14 protein-coding genes and 1 pseudogene are annotated in these 16,703 nt (G+C 61.2%); 13 read left to right on the forward strand and 2 right to left on the reverse strand.

The genetic code is table 11. The annotated features are described in order from the left end of the window. The first annotated feature begins 30 nt into the window (after window positions 1–30). The 7 genes from mreC (at window position 31) to tldD (ending at window position 10,201) form a co-directional block, all read left to right on the forward strand. Window positions 31–1,200 (forward strand): rod shape-determining protein MreC, encoded by a 1,170-nt coding sequence (gene mreC / locus KJF94_RS01015; RefSeq protein WP_214384684.1) that lies wholly within the window; start codon window positions 31–33, stop codon window positions 1,198–1,200. After that, window positions 1,200–1,691: a rod shape-determining protein MreD gene (gene mreD / locus KJF94_RS01020; RefSeq protein ID WP_084318098.1), complete on the forward strand. Its 492-nt coding sequence runs from the start codon at window positions 1,200–1,202 to the stop codon at window positions 1,689–1,691. Before mreC ends, mreD begins: the two co-directional genes overlap by 1 nt. Window positions 1,692–1,735: 44 nt before the next feature. Further along, window positions 1,736–2,332 carry a Maf family protein gene (locus tag KJF94_RS01025; RefSeq protein ID WP_214380676.1) on the forward strand — a complete coding sequence of 199 codons (597 nt, stop codon included), beginning with the start codon at window positions 1,736–1,738 and terminating at the stop codon, window positions 2,330–2,332. A 57-nt stretch (window positions 2,333–2,389) separates the two neighbouring features. Then, complete coding sequence (gene rng / locus KJF94_RS01030) at window positions 2,390–3,847, forward strand: ribonuclease G (RefSeq protein WP_008008603.1); 1,458 nt, start codon at window positions 2,390–2,392, stop codon at window positions 3,845–3,847. 75 nt (window positions 3,848–3,922) lie between these two features. Continuing rightward, window positions 3,923–7,726 carry a YhdP family protein gene (locus KJF94_RS01035; RefSeq protein ID WP_214380677.1) on the forward strand — a complete coding sequence of 1,268 codons (3,804 nt, stop codon included), beginning with the start codon at window positions 3,923–3,925 and terminating at the stop codon, window positions 7,724–7,726. Between the two features lie 165 nt (window positions 7,727–7,891). Then, entirely contained in the window at window positions 7,892–8,740 is an 849-nt protein-coding gene (locus tag KJF94_RS01040) for a carbon-nitrogen hydrolase family protein (RefSeq protein ID WP_214380678.1), read from the forward strand. Window positions 8,741–8,758: 18 nt separating this feature from the next. After that, window positions 8,759–10,201 (forward strand): metalloprotease TldD, encoded by a 1,443-nt coding sequence (gene tldD, locus KJF94_RS01045; protein ID WP_214380679.1) that lies wholly within the window; start codon window positions 8,759–8,761, stop codon window positions 10,199–10,201. A gap of 48 nt (window positions 10,202–10,249) precedes the next feature. On the opposite strand, the gene yjgA is transcribed toward tldD, so the two are convergent. After that, on the reverse strand, window positions 10,250–10,774 hold the full coding sequence (gene yjgA, locus KJF94_RS01050) for a ribosome biogenesis factor YjgA (RefSeq protein ID WP_007901505.1): 525 nt from the start codon (window positions 10,772–10,774) through the stop codon (window positions 10,250–10,252). Between the two features lie 108 nt (window positions 10,775–10,882). Between yjgA and pmbA the strand changes: the two genes are divergently transcribed. From pmbA to KJF94_RS01080, 6 genes and pseudogenes are all read left to right on the forward strand, one after another. After that, window positions 10,883–12,229 carry a metalloprotease PmbA gene (gene pmbA / locus KJF94_RS01055; RefSeq protein ID WP_214380680.1) on the forward strand — a complete coding sequence of 449 codons (1,347 nt, stop codon included), beginning with the start codon at window positions 10,883–10,885 and terminating at the stop codon, window positions 12,227–12,229. A 257-nt stretch (window positions 12,230–12,486) separates the two neighbouring features. Then, window positions 12,487–12,894 (forward strand): FagA protein, encoded by a 408-nt coding sequence (locus KJF94_RS01060; protein WP_214380681.1) that lies wholly within the window; start codon window positions 12,487–12,489, stop codon window positions 12,892–12,894. After that, entirely contained in the window at window positions 12,875–14,251 is a 1,377-nt protein-coding gene (locus KJF94_RS01065) for a class II fumarate hydratase (protein ID WP_214380682.1), read from the forward strand. The genes KJF94_RS01060 and KJF94_RS01065 overlap by 20 nt, the downstream gene beginning before the upstream one ends. A 27-nt stretch (window positions 14,252–14,278) precedes the next feature. Continuing rightward, window positions 14,279–14,710: a DUF2753 family protein gene (locus KJF94_RS01070; protein WP_214380683.1), complete on the forward strand. Its 432-nt coding sequence runs from the start codon at window positions 14,279–14,281 to the stop codon at window positions 14,708–14,710. 1 nt (window position 14,711) lies between these two features. Then, window positions 14,712–15,323 carry a superoxide dismutase gene (locus KJF94_RS01075; protein ID WP_214380684.1) on the forward strand — a complete coding sequence of 204 codons (612 nt, stop codon included), beginning with the start codon at window positions 14,712–14,714 and terminating at the stop codon, window positions 15,321–15,323. 30 nt (window positions 15,324–15,353) lie between these two features. Continuing rightward, window positions 15,354–16,247, forward strand: a pseudogene (locus KJF94_RS01080) (ZIP family metal transporter). A gap of 180 nt (window positions 16,248–16,427) precedes the next feature. On the opposite strand, the gene KJF94_RS01085 reads toward KJF94_RS01080, so the two are convergent. Beyond that, the gene (locus KJF94_RS01085; RefSeq protein WP_019691890.1) at window positions 16,428–16,700 is read right to left on the reverse strand and encodes an HPr family phosphocarrier protein; all 273 of its coding nucleotides are present in this window, start codon (window positions 16,698–16,700) and stop codon (window positions 16,428–16,430) included. Between the last annotated feature and the right edge of the window lie 3 nt (window positions 16,701–16,703).

Here is a 16,703-nt window from a genome sequence, read left to right on the forward strand (position 1 = left end):
AAGAAAACAATTGCCTGGGAGGAGCGGCTTATTAAACCGCTTTTCACCAAAGGGCCTTCACTGGGCGTGCGCTTGTTGGTGCTGGTCGTGCTATCGGTCGCGCTGATGGTGGTCGATGCCCGCTTCACACTGCTCAAGCCAGTGCGTAGCCAGATGTCGCTGGTGCTGATGCAGTCTTACTGGATCACCGACCTGCCACAGCGGCTATGGCAAGGTGTGGCCAGCCAGTTTGGCAGCCGTACCGAGCTGGTCGCCGAAAACGAAAAACTCAAGACCGAAAACCTGCTGCTGCAGGGTCGCATGCAAAAGCTTGCCGCCCTCACCGAGCAGAACGTTCGGCTGCGCGAGTTGCTCAATTCCTCCGCGCTGGTCAACGAGAAGGTCGAAGTGGCCGAGTTGATCGGCATGGACCCCAATCCCTTCACCCATCGCATCATCATCAATAAAGGTGAGCGCGACGGTGTGGTCCTCGGTCAGCCGGTGCTCGATGCCCGCGGCCTGATGGGCCAGGTGGTCGAGTTGATGCCGTACACCTCCCGTGTGCTGCTGCTGACCGACACCACCCACAGCATTCCGGTGCAGGTGAACCGTAACGGTCTGCGGGCGATTGCCAGCGGTACCGGCAACCCTGAGCGCCTGGAATTGCGTCACGTTGCCGACACGGCGGATATCAAGGAAGGCGATCTGCTGGTCAGCTCCGGCCTTGGCCAGCGGTTCCCGGCCGGTTACCCGGTGGCGACGGTCAGGGAAGTGATTCACGATTCCGGCCAGCCGTTCGCCATTGTCCGCGCCGTGCCGACGGCCGCCTTGAACCGTAGTCGTTACTTGCTGCTGGTGTTCAGCGACACCCGTACGCCGGAAGAACGCGCAAACGATGCCGCGCAGGCCCAGGAAAACCTGGATGCGCAGGGCGGCGGGCCAATCATTCCCGCGACCGTGCCGAAGCCTGTCGGCGTGATTGCCCCGGCTGCCGCTGCCGCTGCCGCTGCCGCTGCCGCCGCTGCTGCCCCGGCCGTTCCCGCCGCTGCACCTGCGACGTCTACCCCGGCCAAACCTGCTACCGCCACCCCGGCCAAACCCGCCGCCAAACCGCCCGCGACGACTCCGGCTGCCAAACCACCGGCGACGCAACCCGCTGTCGTGAAGCCTGCTGCCAAACCGCCTGTCTCCGCGCCGGCCACCCCAGGGGGAAGAGAATAATGGTCGGTGCTACCGCCTCCCGAAACGACTGGATGGTCTGGCTGACATTCGCCATTGGCATGCTGCTCAGCGTTTCGCCGCTGCCGCAATTCATGGAAATTCTCCGTCCGCTCTGGCTCGCTTTGCTGCTGGCCTTCTGGGCGTTGGCCCTGCCGCAGAAAGTCGGCATGGTCACCGCATGGTGCCTGGGCCTGGCCGAAGATGTGCTCTACGGCACGTTGCTGGGCCAGAACGCATTGATCCTGACGCTCATCACCTTCCTGGTGTTGTCGTTGCAACAGCGGCTGCGGATGTTCCCTATGTGGCAACAGAGCCTGGTGATCCTGGTGATCTTCGGCCTCGCGCAGCTTGTGCAACTCTGGCTCAGCGCCCTGACCGGCAACCGTCAGCCAACGCTGGCGCTGGTCTTGCCGGCACTGGTCAGCGCGTTGCTCTGGCCGTGGATCAGCTTCGGTTTGCGTGGTTTGCGTCGACGTTACAAAATCAATTAATTCGGTCAGGCATTTGCCCATGATCTCGACAGGGAGATGTCTGGATGAAACAGTTGTTCCTCGCCTCAGGCTCGCCGCGTCGGCGTGAACTGCTCACGCAGATCGGCGTACCGTTCTCCGCCATCAGCGCGGACATCGACGAAACCCCTTTGAATCATGAATCGCCGTCGGCCTATGTCGAGCGCCTCGCGCGCGGCAAGGCCGAAGCCGGGCGTGGCACGGTCGTGTCCGATGACGATTTTTGCGTGCTGGGCGCCGATACCGCCGTGGTGCTCAACGGGAAAATTCTCAGCAAACCGGTGGACGAAGCCGATGCGTGCGCCATGCTTATGATGCTGGCTGGTCAAGAGCATGAAGTGCTGACCGCCATTGCTGTGCTTGACGATGAGCGTTGCGAGTCACGGGTTGTGCGCAGCCTGGTACGTTTTCGCCCCATCGATCTCAATGAAGCGGCGGCCTACTGGGCCAGTGGCGAACCGCGGGACAAGGCCGGTGGCTATGGCATACAAGGCTTGGGGGCTGTGTTTGTCGCCCAACTGACTGGAAGCTACTCCGCGGTGGTCGGACTGCCCCTGTGCGAAACCGCTGAGCTGCTCGGGCATTTCGGCATACCCTGTTGGCAAACCCTTAACGCGCGCTGAGCGTCGTACTGACAAGATGCGGCCATTATCGTGAACATGCCTGAACGAGACCCTGCCATGAGTGAAGAGATCCTGATCAACATCACGCCGATGGAATCGCGCGTGGCGGTGGTTGAAAACGGTGTCCTGCAAGAGGTCCACGTCGAGCGCACGCAAAAGCGCGGGATCGTCGGCAACATCTATAAAGGCAAAGTCGTGCGGGTGTTGCCGGGCATGCAGGCGGCTTTCGTCGACATCGGCCTGGACCGCGCAGCGTTCATTCATGCTTCGGAAATTTCACTGCGCGAAGGCCCTGCGGTCGAGAGCATCAGCGCGCTGGTTCACGAAGGCCAGAGCCTGGTGGTGCAAGTCACCAAGGACCCGATCGGTTCCAAGGGCGCACGCCTGACCACGCAACTGTCGATTCCTTCGCGGTATCTGGTGTACATGCCGCGCACCGCGCATGTCGGCATTTCGCTGAAAATCGAAGACGAAGCCGAGCGCGAACGGCTCAAGCAAGTGGTCACCGATTGCGTGGCCAAAGAAGGCATCAAGGAGGCCGGCGGCTTCATCCTGCGTACCGCCGCTGAAGGCGCGGGCGCCGATGAAATTCTCATGGACATTCGCTACCTGCGCAGGCTCTGGGATCAGATCAACGAGCAGATCAAAACCATCAGCGCGCCGAGTGTGATCTACGAAGACCTCGGCCTGGCGCTGCGGACCTTGCGCGATCTGGTGAGCCCGAAGATCGAGAAGATCCGCATCGACTCCCGGGAAACCTTCCAGAAAACCACACAGTTCGTCGCCGAACTGATGCCGGAAATCGCCGATCGTCTGGAGCATTACCCAGGCGAGCGGCCGATTTTCGACCTGTACGGTGTCGAAGACGAAATCCAGAAAGCCCTCGAGCGCAAAGTCCCGTTGAAGTCCGGCGGTTATCTGGTGGTGGACCCGGCGGAAGCCATGAGCACCATCGACGTCAATACCGGGGCGTTCGTCGGCCATCGCAACCTCGAAGAAACCATCTTCAAGACCAACCTCGAAGCCGCCACCGCCATCGCCCGTCAGCTGCGCCTGCGCAACCTGGGCGGGATCATCATCATTGACTTCATCGACATGGAAGACGAAGAGCACCAGCGTCAGGTGCTACGCACGCTTGAGAAACAACTGGAACGCGATCACGCCAAGACCAACATCATTGGCATCACCGAGTTGGGCCTGGTGCAGATGACCCGCAAGCGCACACGCGAAAGTCTCGAACAAGTGTTGTGCGAACCCTGCAGCAGCTGCCAGGGCCGCGGCAAGCTCAAGACGCCGGAAACCGTTTGCTACGAAATCTTCCGCGAAATCCTCCGCGAGGCTCGCGCCTATCAGGCGGAGGGCTATCGTGTATTGGCGAACCAGAAAGTCGTCGACCGCCTGCTGGATGAAGAGTCGGGCAACGTCGCCGAGCTCGAAGGTTTTATCGGACGCACCATTCGGTTCCAGGTAGAAACCATGTATTCCCAGGAACAATACGACGTGGTGCTGCTCTGAATCGCTGTGTTTCAACCCCATTAAAACGGCTGGCCTCAGCTTATTGCAGTATTTTCGCCATGGGAGCCAACTGACATGGAGCGTCTGACACGCATTTTGGCCGCACTGACCCGCTGGGGTCTGGGCCTGTGCGCGTTGGCTTTGGTGCTGATGGCGCTTTACGTCAGTCTCGGCCGCGAACTGACGCCGCTGGTGGCCGAGTATCGGGCCGAAGTCGAAGCCAAGGCCGGCGCAGCCCTGGGCATGCCGCTGCACATCGGTGAACTGGAAGGTAACTGGCACGGCTTCGCGCCGATTCTGCTGGCCCACGATGTGATGGTCGGCGAGGGTGCCAACACCCTGCGCCTGGATCAGGTACGTGCGGTGCCGGATCTGTGGGCCAGTCTGCTGGCTCGTGAGGTGCGCATCGCCCACCTTGAACTCAACGGTTTGAAGATCAGCCTCAAGGAAGGCGAGGACGGTCATTGGGCGCTGGAAGGCTTGCCGGTGCAGCAGGATCAGCCGCTGGACCCGGAACAGTTGCTCAATCGCATGCAGATGGTTCAGCAGTTGTCGGTGCTCGACAGTCAGGTGACCTTGCAACCGCTGGATCACCCGCCGCTGACCTTGACCTACGTTGGCTTGAACCTGAAAACCGGCGTCTCCCGTCAGCGACTTGACGCGCGGCTGACCCTGCCCGACGGTCAGCCGGTGGCCATGAGCCTGCGCACACGCATTCGCGCCAGCCAATGGAAGGATGGCGAAGCGGATGCTTACGTGAGCCTGCCGCAAAGCGACTGGTCGAAATGGCTGCCCGAACGCCTGACCCGGCAATGGAATTTTTCCGAGATCAAGGCCGGTGGCGAGCTGTGGATCAACTGGAACAAAGGCGCGCTGCAAAGCGCCGCGATCCGCTTGAACGCGCCGCAGCTCAAGGGCGCCTACGCCGAGCGCAAGCCGATCCAGATCAACAACCTGGCGCTCAACAGCTATTTCCAGCGCAGTGCCGAAGGCTTTCTGGTGACGGTGGACTCGCTGTCCATGAATTTCGGCGAGACCCGCTGGGAATCGCGCCTGCAACTCAAACAAAGCCTGGCCACCGACAAGACCGAAGAACTCTGGCATCTGCAAGCCGACCGCCTCGACCTCACCCCGCTCACGCCGCTGCTGAATGCGCTGGGGCCATTGCCCGAAGGCGTCGCCACCGCCGTGGAGCGGCTCAAGGTGACGGGTGGTTTGCGCAACGTGCTGGTCGACTTCCGGCCCAACGCCACCGACGATAGCAAGGTCAGCTTCGCCGCCAACCTCGACCAGGTCGGCTTTGATGCCTATCACGGCGCCCCTGCAGCGCGAAATGTCAGCGGCAGCATCAGCGGTGACCTCGGCCACGGCGAACTGCGAATGGACAGCAAGGATTTTGTCCTGCACCTTGACCCGATTTTCGCCAAGCCATGGCAATACATTCAGGCCAATGCCCGGCTGACCTGGAAGCTTGATAAAGAAGGCTTCACCCTGATCGCGCCGTACCTGAAGGTGCTGGGAGAGGAGGGCAAGATTGCCGGCGACTTCCTGATCCGCCTGCATTTCGACCACGAGCAGGAAGATTACATGGACCTGCGGGTCGGCCTGGTGGACGGCGACGGCAAGTACACCGCCAAGTACCTGCCGGAAGTACTCAGCCCGGCGCTGGACGAATGGCTGCGTACGGCCATTCTCAAAGGCGCGGTGGACCAGGGTTTCTTCCAGTACCAGGGTTCGCTGAATCATGGCGCCGCCGACACTGCTCGCAGCATCAGCCTGTTCTTCAAGGTTCACGATGCCGAGCTGGCGTTCCAGCCGGGTTGGCCACATGTCAGCAAGGTCAGTGGCGATGTGTTCATCGAGGACAGTGGCGTGCGTATTCTGGCCAGTAAAGGTCAGTTGCTCGACACACAAGTCAGCGACATTTACGTCAATATTCCCCACGCGCCCGCCGGGCAAAGCCCTCACCTGTTGCTCGATGGCGCTTTCGCTGGCGGGTTGGGCGATGGCCTGAAAATTCTCCAGGAAGCGCCGATCGGCACCGCCACGACCTTCGCCGGATGGGAGGGCGAGGGCGATCTGAAGGGCAAGGTGAAACTGGATATTCCACTGGCCAAAGGCGAACAGCCGAATATCCTCGTCGACTTCAAGACCGCCAAGGCGCGCCTGAAACTGGCCGAGCCAGTCCTTGAGCTGACCCAGCTGAAGGGCGATTTCCGCTTCGACAGCACCAAGGGTTTAAGCGGCCAGAACATCAGCGCTCGCGCCTTTGACAAACCGGTCACTGCGCAGATTTTCGCCGAGGGCAGCCCGGGCGACATCAAGACCCGTGTCACTGCCTCGGGTCAGGTCGAGGTGAAGAAGCTCACCGACTGGTTGAGCGTTACCCAGCCGTTGCCGGTATCCGGCCTGATTCCTTATCAGTTGCAACTCACCCTGGATGGCCCGGACAGCCAGTTGATGGTCAATTCGAACCTCCAAGGTGTGGCGGTGGATTTGCCGGCGCCGTTCGGCATGGCGGCCGATGTGGGGCGCGACACGATGTTCCGCATGACCCTGCAAGGCCAGGAGCGGCGTTACTGGGTCAAGTATGGCGATCTGGCGAGTTTCACGTTTGCAGCACCGCCCGGCAATTTCGCCGACGGTCGCGGCGAATTGTTCCTCGGTGGCGGCGATGCGGTGTTGCCCGGCGCCAAAGGGCTGCGGGTGCGCGGTGTGTTGTCGGAGCTGGATGTCGGCCCGTGGAAAGACCTGGTGGACAAGTATGCCGGCCAGGATCCGGGTGGCAGCGCCAAGCAACTGCTCAGCAGCGCGGACTTCAAGGTCGACAAGCTCAGCGGCATCGGGACCACCCTGGATCAGGCGTCGGTGCAGTTGAACCGCAAACCGACGACGTGGGCGTTGCAGCTCGACAGCCAGCAGGTCAAGGGCACCGCCGCTATCCCAGACGCGAAAGCCGCACCGATCGCGATCAATCTGCAATACGTGCGTCTGCCGGCGCCGGACCCGACGGTCCTGGCCGATGAAAACTCGCCGGATCCGCTGGCCACCGTGGATCCGACAAAAATCCCGGCGCTGGATATCACCATCAATCAGCTGTTCCAGGGGCAGGATCTGGTGGGGGGCTGGTCGCTGAAAGTGCGTCCGACCGCCAAAGGCATCGCGCTCAATACGCTGGACCTGGGCCTCAAGGGCATTCTGTTGCAGGGCAGCGGTGGCTGGGAAGGTGCGCCCGGTGCATCCACCAGTTGGTTCAAGGGCCGGGTCAGCGGCAAGAACCTCGCGGATGTGCTGAAAGGCTGGGGCTTTGCGCCCAGTGTCACCAGTGAGGAATTTCACATGGATGTCGACGGTCGCTGGCCCGGTTCACCGGCGTGGCTGGCCACCAAGCGTTTCTCCGGCACCCTCGATGCGTCGCTGAACAAAGGCCAGTTCGTTGAAGTCGAGGGCGGCGCCCAGGCGTTGCGGGTATTTGGCCTGCTCAACTTCAACTCCATCGGCCGGCGCCTGCGTCTGGACTTCTCCGACCTGTTCGGCAAGGGCCTGAGTTATGACCGGGTCAAAGGCCTGCTGGTTGCGACCAACGGGGTTTACGTGACCCGCGAACCGATCGTGCTGACCGGCCCTTCGAGCAATCTGGAACTTAATGGCACGCTGGATCTGGTAGGCGATCAGGTCGATGCGAAACTGCTGGTGACCTTGCCGGTGACCAACAACCTGCCGATTGCGGCGCTGATCGTCGGCGCACCTGCCATTGGCGGCGCGTTGTTCCTGATCGACAAGCTGATCGGTGACCGTGTGGCGCGTTTCGCCAGCGTGAAGTACACCGTCAAAGGCCCATGGAAAGAGCCGAAAATCACCTTCGACAAACCTTTTTGAAAAGCCATCCTTCGAACCGATGGAGTAGCATGGCCAAAGCGACGTTCCCCTTGTAGGAGCGAGGCTTGCCCGCGAACCGGCGCACCGCGGTGTGTCAGGAACGACGCCTTCGCGGGCAAGCCTCGCTCCTACGGGTATGTGTTGATTCCAGATAAGGGTAAGGCCATGTCTTTAGCGGTGATTCAAATGGTCAGCCAGAGCGATGTGCTGGCCAATCTGGCCCAGGCCCGTCGGCTCCTCGAGCAAGCGGCCGCCGGTGGCGCGAAGCTGGCTGTGCTGCCGGAAAATTTCGCCGCCATGGGCCGCCGTGATATCGCTGACATCGGCCGCGCCGAGGCCTTGGGTGAAGGTCCGATCCTGCCCTGGTTGAAACAGACCGCCCGCGACCTCAAGTTATGGATAGTGGCCGGCACGTTGCCGTTGCCGCCGGTGGATCAACCGACGGCGAAAGTGCATGCCTGCTCGTTGCTGGTTAATGATCAGGGCGAGACGGTGGCGCGCTACGACAAGCTGCATTTGTTCGACGTGGACGTGGCGGACAACCGTGGGCGTTACCGTGAATCCGATGACTATGCTTATGGCAGTGGCGTGGTGGTCGCCGACACCCCCGTCGGTCGGGTCGGCCTGACGGTGTGTTATGACCTGCGATTCCCGGAGCTGTACAGCGAATTGCGCGCTGCCGGTGCGGAGTTGATTACCGCGCCATCAGCCTTCACCGCCGTAACCGGCGCGGCACATTGGGATGTGCTGATTCGAGCGCGGGCCATCGAGACTCAGTGTTATGTGCTCGCGGCTGCTCAGGGTGGAACGCATCCGGGGCCGCGAGAGACCTTCGGCCATGCCGCGATCATCGACCCCTGGGGACGAGTGCTCGCGCAACAGGATCAAGGCGAGGCCGTGCTGCTGGCCGAACGCGATAGCAGCGAACAGGCGTCCATCAGGGCGCGGATGCCGGTGTCCAGTCACCGGCGCTTTTTCTCGCAGGGCGCCAGGCGACCTGCCTCAGAACGATGAATTTAAGGCGTAAAGCATATGAGCGAGTTGTTGTCCTCAGTCAGTGAACACCTCCTGGCGCCCGGCGGCGTCACTATCGAGAGCCTGCAAGGTGTGCTCGGCGATCTGGCCGGCCCGGGCATCGATGCCGCCGACCTGTATTTCCAGGGGCAGATTTCCGAGTCGTGGGCGCTGGAAGACGGGATCGTCAAGGAAGGCAGCTTCAACCTTGATCAAGGCGTTGGCGTGCGTGCGCAATCGGGTGAGAAAACCGGTTTTGCCTACAGCAATGCGATCACCCTGGAAGCCTTGGGCGCGGCGGCGCGTGCCGCTCGTTCGATCTCCCGCGCCGGGCAGAACGGCACGGTGCAGGCGTTCACCACTCAGGATGTCGCCCAGTTGTACGGGCCGGATAACCCATTGGAAGTGCTGACCCGCGCCGAGAAAGTCGAGCTGCTCAAGCGTATCGACGTCGCCACTCGCGCCCTCGATCCGCGTATCCAGCAAGTGACCGTGAGTATGGCCGGTGTCTGGGAACGCATTCTTGTGGCTTCGACCGACGGCAGCCTGGCGGCGGATGTGCGGCCGTTGGTGCGTTTCAATGTCAGCGTGATCGTTGAGCAGAACGGTCGCCGCGAGCGTGGCGGTCATGGTGGCGGCGGTCGTACCGATTACCGTTATTTCCTCGCCGAAGACCGTGCCATGAGCTACGCCCGTGAGGCGTTGCGTCAGGCGCTGGTCAACCTTGAAGCCATTCCGGCACCGGCCGGTACGTTGCCGGTGGTGTTGGGATCGGGCTGGTCCGGCGTGCTGTTGCACGAAGCGGTCGGCCACGGTCTGGAAGGTGATTTCAATCGCAAGGGCAGTTCCGCCTACAGCGGTCGCATGGGCGAAATGGTTGCATCCAAACTCTGCACCATCGTCGATGACGGGACGCTGGCCGGTCGCCGTGGCTCGCTGAGCGTCGACGACGAAGGCACCCCGACCGAGTGCACCACGCTGATCGAAAACGGCGTACTCAAAGGCTACATGCAGGACAAGCTCAATGCGCGCCTGATGGGTGTGGCCCGCACAGGCAATGGTCGTCGCGAATCCTACGCGCACCTGCCGATGCCGCGCATGACCAACACTTACATGCTGGCGGGCGAAAGCGATCCGGCGGAAATCATTGCGTCGGTGAAACGCGGCATCTACTGCGCCAACCTTGGCGGTGGTCAGGTGGACATCACCAGCGGCAAATTCGTGTTCTCCACCAGTGAGGCGTACCTGATCGAAGACGGCAAGATTACGGCACCGGTCAAAGGCGCGACATTGATCGGCAACGGGCCTGAAGCGATGAGCAAGGTGTCGATGGTCGGTAACGACCTGGCGCTGGACAGCGGCGTGGGCACGTGCGGCAAGGATGGGCAGTCGGTGCCGGTGGGTGTCGGCCAGCCAACGCTGAAAATCGATGCGATCACTGTGGGTGGCACAGGATCCTGATGGATGGAGCTTCGGGTGAGCCGCGTGGCGACCCACCCGAGAAGGGACTTAACGCAGACCGCGTTGAGTCTCGTCCAGCTCACGGATGTACTTGAAGATTTTACGGCTCGATGCCGGTGGCTTGTTGGTCGCCAGTTCGTGCTGGGCCTGACGGATCAGGGAGCGCAACTGCTGACGATCAGCCTCCGGGTAGTCGAGCACGAACTTCTCCAGGACTGCATCGTCGCCCGCGATCAAGCGATCGCGCCAACGTTCCAGGCCGTGGAAACGTTCGTTGTACTGCCGGGTGGAGGCATCGAGTTGATCGAGCAAAGTCAGAATGGCGTCAGTGTCCTGATCGCGCATCAGTTTGCCGATGAACATGAGGTGCCGTTTACGCGCGATATTCGCGGTGTGCTTGGGCGCATCGGCCAGGGCCCGGCGCATAGCGTCGGTCAACGGCAGTTTTGCCAGCAAGTCAGGCTTGAGCGTTGTAAGGCGCTCGCCGAGGTCAACCAGAGCATGTAGCTCGCGTTTAACCTGGGATTTGCTTTTTTCTCCCGTATCGAGGGAGTCGTCGTAAGAATCAACCATGGTGGCCGTCCGCAAAGAAACGCCGCCATGATAACCAGTCGGGGGCCGCTTGTCCGGCCCGGTCGCTCGAAGGCCTTTACCGAAAGCAGAATTTGAGTGGAGAACAGCATGAGTGCAGTTGAAAGCGTCGGCCCACAAGCGTTGCCGGCACTGCAAGAACAAGTCGAGCAGATCATCGCTGAAGCCAAGCGCCAGGGCGCCAGTGCCTGTGAAGTGGCGGTATCCCTGGAGCAGGGCCTGTCGACCTCGGTACGTCAGCGCGAAGTCGAAACCGTCGAATTCAACCGCGATCAGGGCTTTGGCATCACCTTGTATGTTGGCCAGCGCAAGGGCTCGGCCAGCACCTCGGCCAGTGGCCCGGACGCGATTCGTGAAACCGTCGCTGCAGCGCTGGCCATCGCCAAACACACCTCCGAAGACGAAGCCTCCGGCCTGGCGGATGCAGCGCTGATGGCCAAGGACCTGCAGGATTTCGACCTGTTCCACCAATGGGACATCACACCGGAGCAAGCCATCGAGATGGCCCTGAGCTGCGAGGCGGCCGCATTTGCCACCGACAGCCGGATCAAGAATGCCGACGGCACCACCCTCAGCACTCACCAGGGCTGCCGCGTTTACGGCAACAGCCACGGTTTTATCGGCGGTTACGCGTCGACTCGTCACAGCCTGAGCTGCGTGATGATCGCCGAGGCCGATGGCCAGATGCAGCGCGATTACTGGTACGACGTGAACCGGCAGGGCAATTTGCTGACTGACCCGGTGAGCATCGGCCAGCGTGCCGCGCAACGTGCAGCGAGCCGTCTGGGCGCGCGTCCGGTGCCGACCTGTGAAGTGCCGGTATTGTTCTCCGCGGAACTGGCCGGTGGTTTGTTCGGCAGTTTCCTCTCGGCGATTTCCGGCGGCAGCCTGTATCGCAAATCGTCGTTCCTGGAAGGCACCCTTGGGCAGAAGTTGTTCCCGGAATGGTTGACCATCGATGAGCGTCCGCACCTGATGCGCGCCATGGGCAGTTCGGCGTTCGACGGCGATGGCCTCGCGACGTACGCTAAACCGTTCGTCGAAAAGGGTGAGTTGGTGTCCTATATCCTCGGCACCTATTCCGGTCGCAAACTCGGCATGCCGAGCACCGCCAACGCCGGCGGCGTGCACAACTTGTTCGTTACCCACGGCGACGAAGATCAGGCAGCGCTGCTGCGTCGCATGGGTCGTGGCTTGCTGGTGACCGAATTGATGGGCCAGGGCCTGAACATGGTCACCGGCGATTACTCTCGCGGTGCGGCGGGCTATTGGGTCGAGAACGGCGAGATCCAGTTCGCGGTCCAGGAAGTCACTATCGCCGGCAACATGCGCGACATGTTCAAGCAAATCGTTGCGGTGGGTAATGACCTGGAACTGCGCAGCAACATTCGCACGGGTTCGGTGTTGATCGAGCGGATGACGGTGGCGGGTAGCTAAATCCCGCCGTTACACAAAAGGCGCGCCACCCATTGGGGGGCGCGCCTTTTTTATGCGCCATGCACCGTCCCCCTGTGGGAGCGAGACCGGCTTGCCGGCGATAGCGGTGTGTCAGTCACCAAAGATGTTGAAGGTTATACCGCTATCGCCGGCAAGCCGGTCTCGCTCCCACAAGGGACACTGCGTATCTCCGGCGGGGTTGTTTTGGTTCTCATTATCATCTAATAATAAATCTCATTACCGAATGAGCCCGGATCATGAGTTCTGCCTTGCACGAGCAGCCCTACCTCGAAAACTGGCGCTGGATGAGTCGCCAGATCCGTTGCGCGATGGATCCCGACGAACCTCGCCTTATCGAACATTACCTGGCCGAAGGCCGGTATCTGGCGTGCTGCACGGCGAACTCACCCTGGACCATCGCCGAAACTTCTTTCCGTTTGCTGCTCGACACCGCCGCCGATGTCGCGCTGCCCTGGCACTGGCGGACCTTTTGCCTGGACCAGGCGTGGCGCCCGCTGCGCGAACTCGAACGCCTCTCCCTTTGCAAGTGCCGCCTCAAGCGCTGGCAAAGCTACACCTGGCAATTGGCGACCTGCGAGTTGCAGCCTTCGATTCCTCTTACTGAACTGGTGCAAGGATTTTCTGATGAACAAGACTCGTATTGAGCGCGACAGCATGGGCGAGCTTCAGGTCCCGGTGGACGCGCTCTATGGCGCACAGACCCAGCGTGCAGTGAATAACTTCCCGATCAGCGGCAAACCGATGCCCGTGCAGTTCATCCGTGCGCTGATTCTGGCCAAAGCCGCCGCCGCCCGAGCCAACGTCGAACTCAAGCAGATCAGCGAATCCCAGGGCAAAGCCATCGTCGACGCGGCACTGGGCTTGCTGCAGGGCGATTTCATGCAGCACTTCCCGGTGGATATTTTCCAGACCGGTTCCGGCACCAGTTCCAACATGAACGCCAACGAAGTGATCGCGACCCTCGCCAGCCGTCTGCTCGGCGAGTCGGTGAACCCCAACGATCACGTCAATTGCGGCCAGAGCAGCAACGACATCATCCCGACCACCATCCACGTCAGCGCTGCGCTGGCGTTGCATGAGCAACTGCTGCCGGCGCTGGTGCGTCTGGTGCAGGTGATCGAGCACAAGGCTGAAGAGGTTCATCACCACGTCAAAACCGGCCGCACTCATTTGATGGATGCGATGCCGGTGCGCATGAGCCAGGTGCTCAACGGTTGGGCGCAACAACTGAAGGCCAACATCGGCCATCTACAGGATCTGCTGCCGAGTCTGCAATCCCTGGCTCAGGGCGGCACGGCGGTGGGCACCGGCGTTAATGCGCATCCCGAGTTCGCCGGGCTTTTCAGCCAGCAACTGACAAAGCTGACGCAGGTGCAATTCACGCCGGGCACTGATTTGTTCGCACTGATCGGCTCCCAGGACACCGCCGTTGCGGTCTCCGGGCAACTGAAAACCACCGCTGTTTCGCTGATGAAAATCGCCAACGACCTGCGCTGGATGAACTCCGGCCCGCTGGCCGGCCTTGGTGAAATCGAACTCGAAGCCTTGCAGCCGGGCTCATCGATCATGCCCGGCAAGGTCAATCCGGTGATCCCGGAAGCCACCGCCATGGTCGCCGCTCAAGTGATCGGCAATGACACCGTCATCACCATCGCTGGCCAGTCGGGCAACTTCGAGCTGAACGTGATGCTGCCGATCATCGCCCAGAACCTGCTGAGCAGCATGGAGTTGCTGGCCAACGCCAGCCACCTGCTGGGTGAAAAGGCCATCGCGAGCTTCAAGGTCAACGAAGCCCGGCTCAAGGAAGCGCTGTCGCGCAACCCGATTCTGGTCACTGCACTCAACCCGATCATTGGTTACCAAAAAGCCGCTGAAATCGCCAAGAAGGCTTATCAGCAAGGCCGGCCGGTAATCGATGTCGCTCTGGAACACACGGACCTGACGCGTAGCCAACTGGAAGAGTTGCTCAATCCGGAAAAGCTCACCGCAGGCGGCGTGTAATTACCGCAACCGCTTTGGAGGCTCACCATGGAGCACTGGAAACGCACGATCGAAAGGGCAAACCGCTGTTTCATGCTGGGCGAACTGGTGGATGCCCGCGAGGCTTACCTGCAGGCACTGGCCCTGGCCCAGGTGTTGTTCGAGCGCTGGGCGGATGCCGACGAAGCGGTGGCGGCCTGCGTCATTTCCCATCACAACCTGGCGGACCTGCATTTGCGTCTGAACCAGCCGGAGGAGAGCGCCGAATACCTGTGCGCCATCCACCAGCGGCTATTGAAGACGATGCAGGACCCGCGACTGGCGCCGGCGTTACGCGAAGCAGCACTGCGTCAGAGCAGCAAAACCTACGTCGAACTGCTGAATTTCATCAGCGAGCACGGCGAATACCCGCGTACTCATCGTTTGCTGCACACCGATGCCGCGTCGCCCGCTGCGCCTCTACATCATGGAGTCCATTGAAATGGCTTTTAGCTTGCCTGCCTTGCCGTACGCCTACGATGCCCTGGAACCGCACATCGATGCGCAGACCATGGAAATCCACTACACCAAGCATCACCAGACCTACATCAACAACCTGAACGCTGCCGTCGAAGGCACCGAGTTTGCCGAGTGGCCAGTGGAAAAACTGGTGGCTGCGGTTCAGCAACTGCCGGAAAAACTCCGCGCGGCGATAATCAATCAGGGCGGTGGTCATGCCAACCATTCGCTGTTCTGGGAAGTCATGGTGCCCAACGGCGGCGGTCAGCCGGACGGCGAGCTGGCCAAGGCGATCGACGACCAACTGGGCGGTCTCGACCGTTTCAAGGAAGCGTTCACTAAAGCCGCGCTGACCCGTTTCGGCAGCGGCTGGGCCTGGCTGAGTGTGACCCCGCAAAAGACCCTGGTCGTGGAAAGCAGCGGTAACCAGGACAGTCCGTTGATGAGCGGCAACACGCCCATCCTCGGCCTGGATGTCTGGGAGCACGCCTATTACCTGCAATATCAAAACCGTCGCCCGGAATACATCAACGCGTTTTACAACGTGATCAATTGGCCTGAAGTCGCTGCGCGCTATCAGGCTGCACTGGTTTAAGTCTTCTATAAAAACAATCCTGGGCTGACTATGGGCACTGAAACACTGGCGATCGGAAGTGGGCGGATGTTTCGTTACGCATTGGGGTCGCTGTTACTGCTGGCGGGTATGAGCTTGTTGGTCGCCCAGGGCCTGGCGTGGCTGGATCTTGAACCAAAACTGCTACGCGCCTTATAGGGCGGTGCGATCTGTGCGCTGGGTACGGCCTTGGGCGCGGTGCCGGTGCTGGTGATTCGGCGCATGCCGCAGGCGGTCAACGATACGCTGCTCGGCTTCGGCGCCGGGGTGATGCTCGCGGCGACGGCATTTTCGCTGATCGTTCCGGGTATTGCTGCGGCTGAAAGTCTGGGGCTGACGCCTTGGGCGGCCAGCGGGCTGATCAGTTTCGGCATCATGATGGGGGCGTTCGGGCTGTTTCTGGTGGATCGAAAGGTGTCTGGCGCATCGCCGGAAATGCTCGTCGGTACGCTGGAACGGCCGGTCATTCCGCCACGGATCTGGTTGTTCGTGTTTGCCATCATCGCCCACAACATTCCAGAAGGCATGGCGGTCGGTGTCTCGGCGGGCGGCGGCATGCCCGACGCCGACAGTCTGGCCATGGGCATTGCCTTGCAGGATGTGCCGGAAGGACTGGTGATTGCGTTGGTGTTGGCCGGGGCAGGGATGTCGCGGGTCAAGGCGTTCCTGATCGGTGCGGCGTCAGGGTTGGTCGAACCGGTCTTTGCGCTGTTGTGCGCCTGGCTGGTGAGCCTGGCCGAGTTGCTCTTGCCGCTAGGCCTGGCACTGGCGGCCGGGGCCATGTTGTTGGTGGTGACGCATGAAGTCATTCCCGAGTCGCGCCGCCATGGTCACGACAAGCTGGCTAGCCTTGGGCTACTGATCGGGTTTTGTTTGATGATGGTGATGGATACCGCGTTGGCTTGAAGGGACTGTTGCACAGACGCTCTTGTGGGCGAGGGAGCTTGCTCCCGCCCGGCTGCGCAGCAGTCGTGAAATCAGCGGATGCGGTATATCTGAAATGTTGCGATGGCAGGTTTCAGGGCCGCTTCGCAGCCCAGCGGGAGCAAGCTCCCTCGCCACAGGCGCCCGCTCGCCGGGATGAGGTTATTCGCCTTCGTCGAAGAAGTTGTTGATCAACGCCACCAGCGCATCCATCGCTTCCTGTTCCTGCTCACCTTCCGTACTCAGATGGATTTTGGTGCCTTTGCCGGCAGCCAGCATCATCATGGCCATGATGCTTTTGCCGTCGACCATGGACTGCGGCGTGCGCCCGGCTCTGATCTGGCAAGGGAACTGACCGGCCACGCCGACGAATTTGGCAGAAGCGCGGGCATGCAGGCCCAGCTTGTTGATGATTTCGATTTCCAGAGCAGGCATCGC

Origin of the sequence: Pseudomonas hormoni (assembly GCF_018502625.1) — a bacterium.
In the GTDB taxonomy this organism is placed as follows: Bacteria; Pseudomonadota; Gammaproteobacteria; order Pseudomonadales; family Pseudomonadaceae; genus Aquipseudomonas; species Aquipseudomonas hormoni.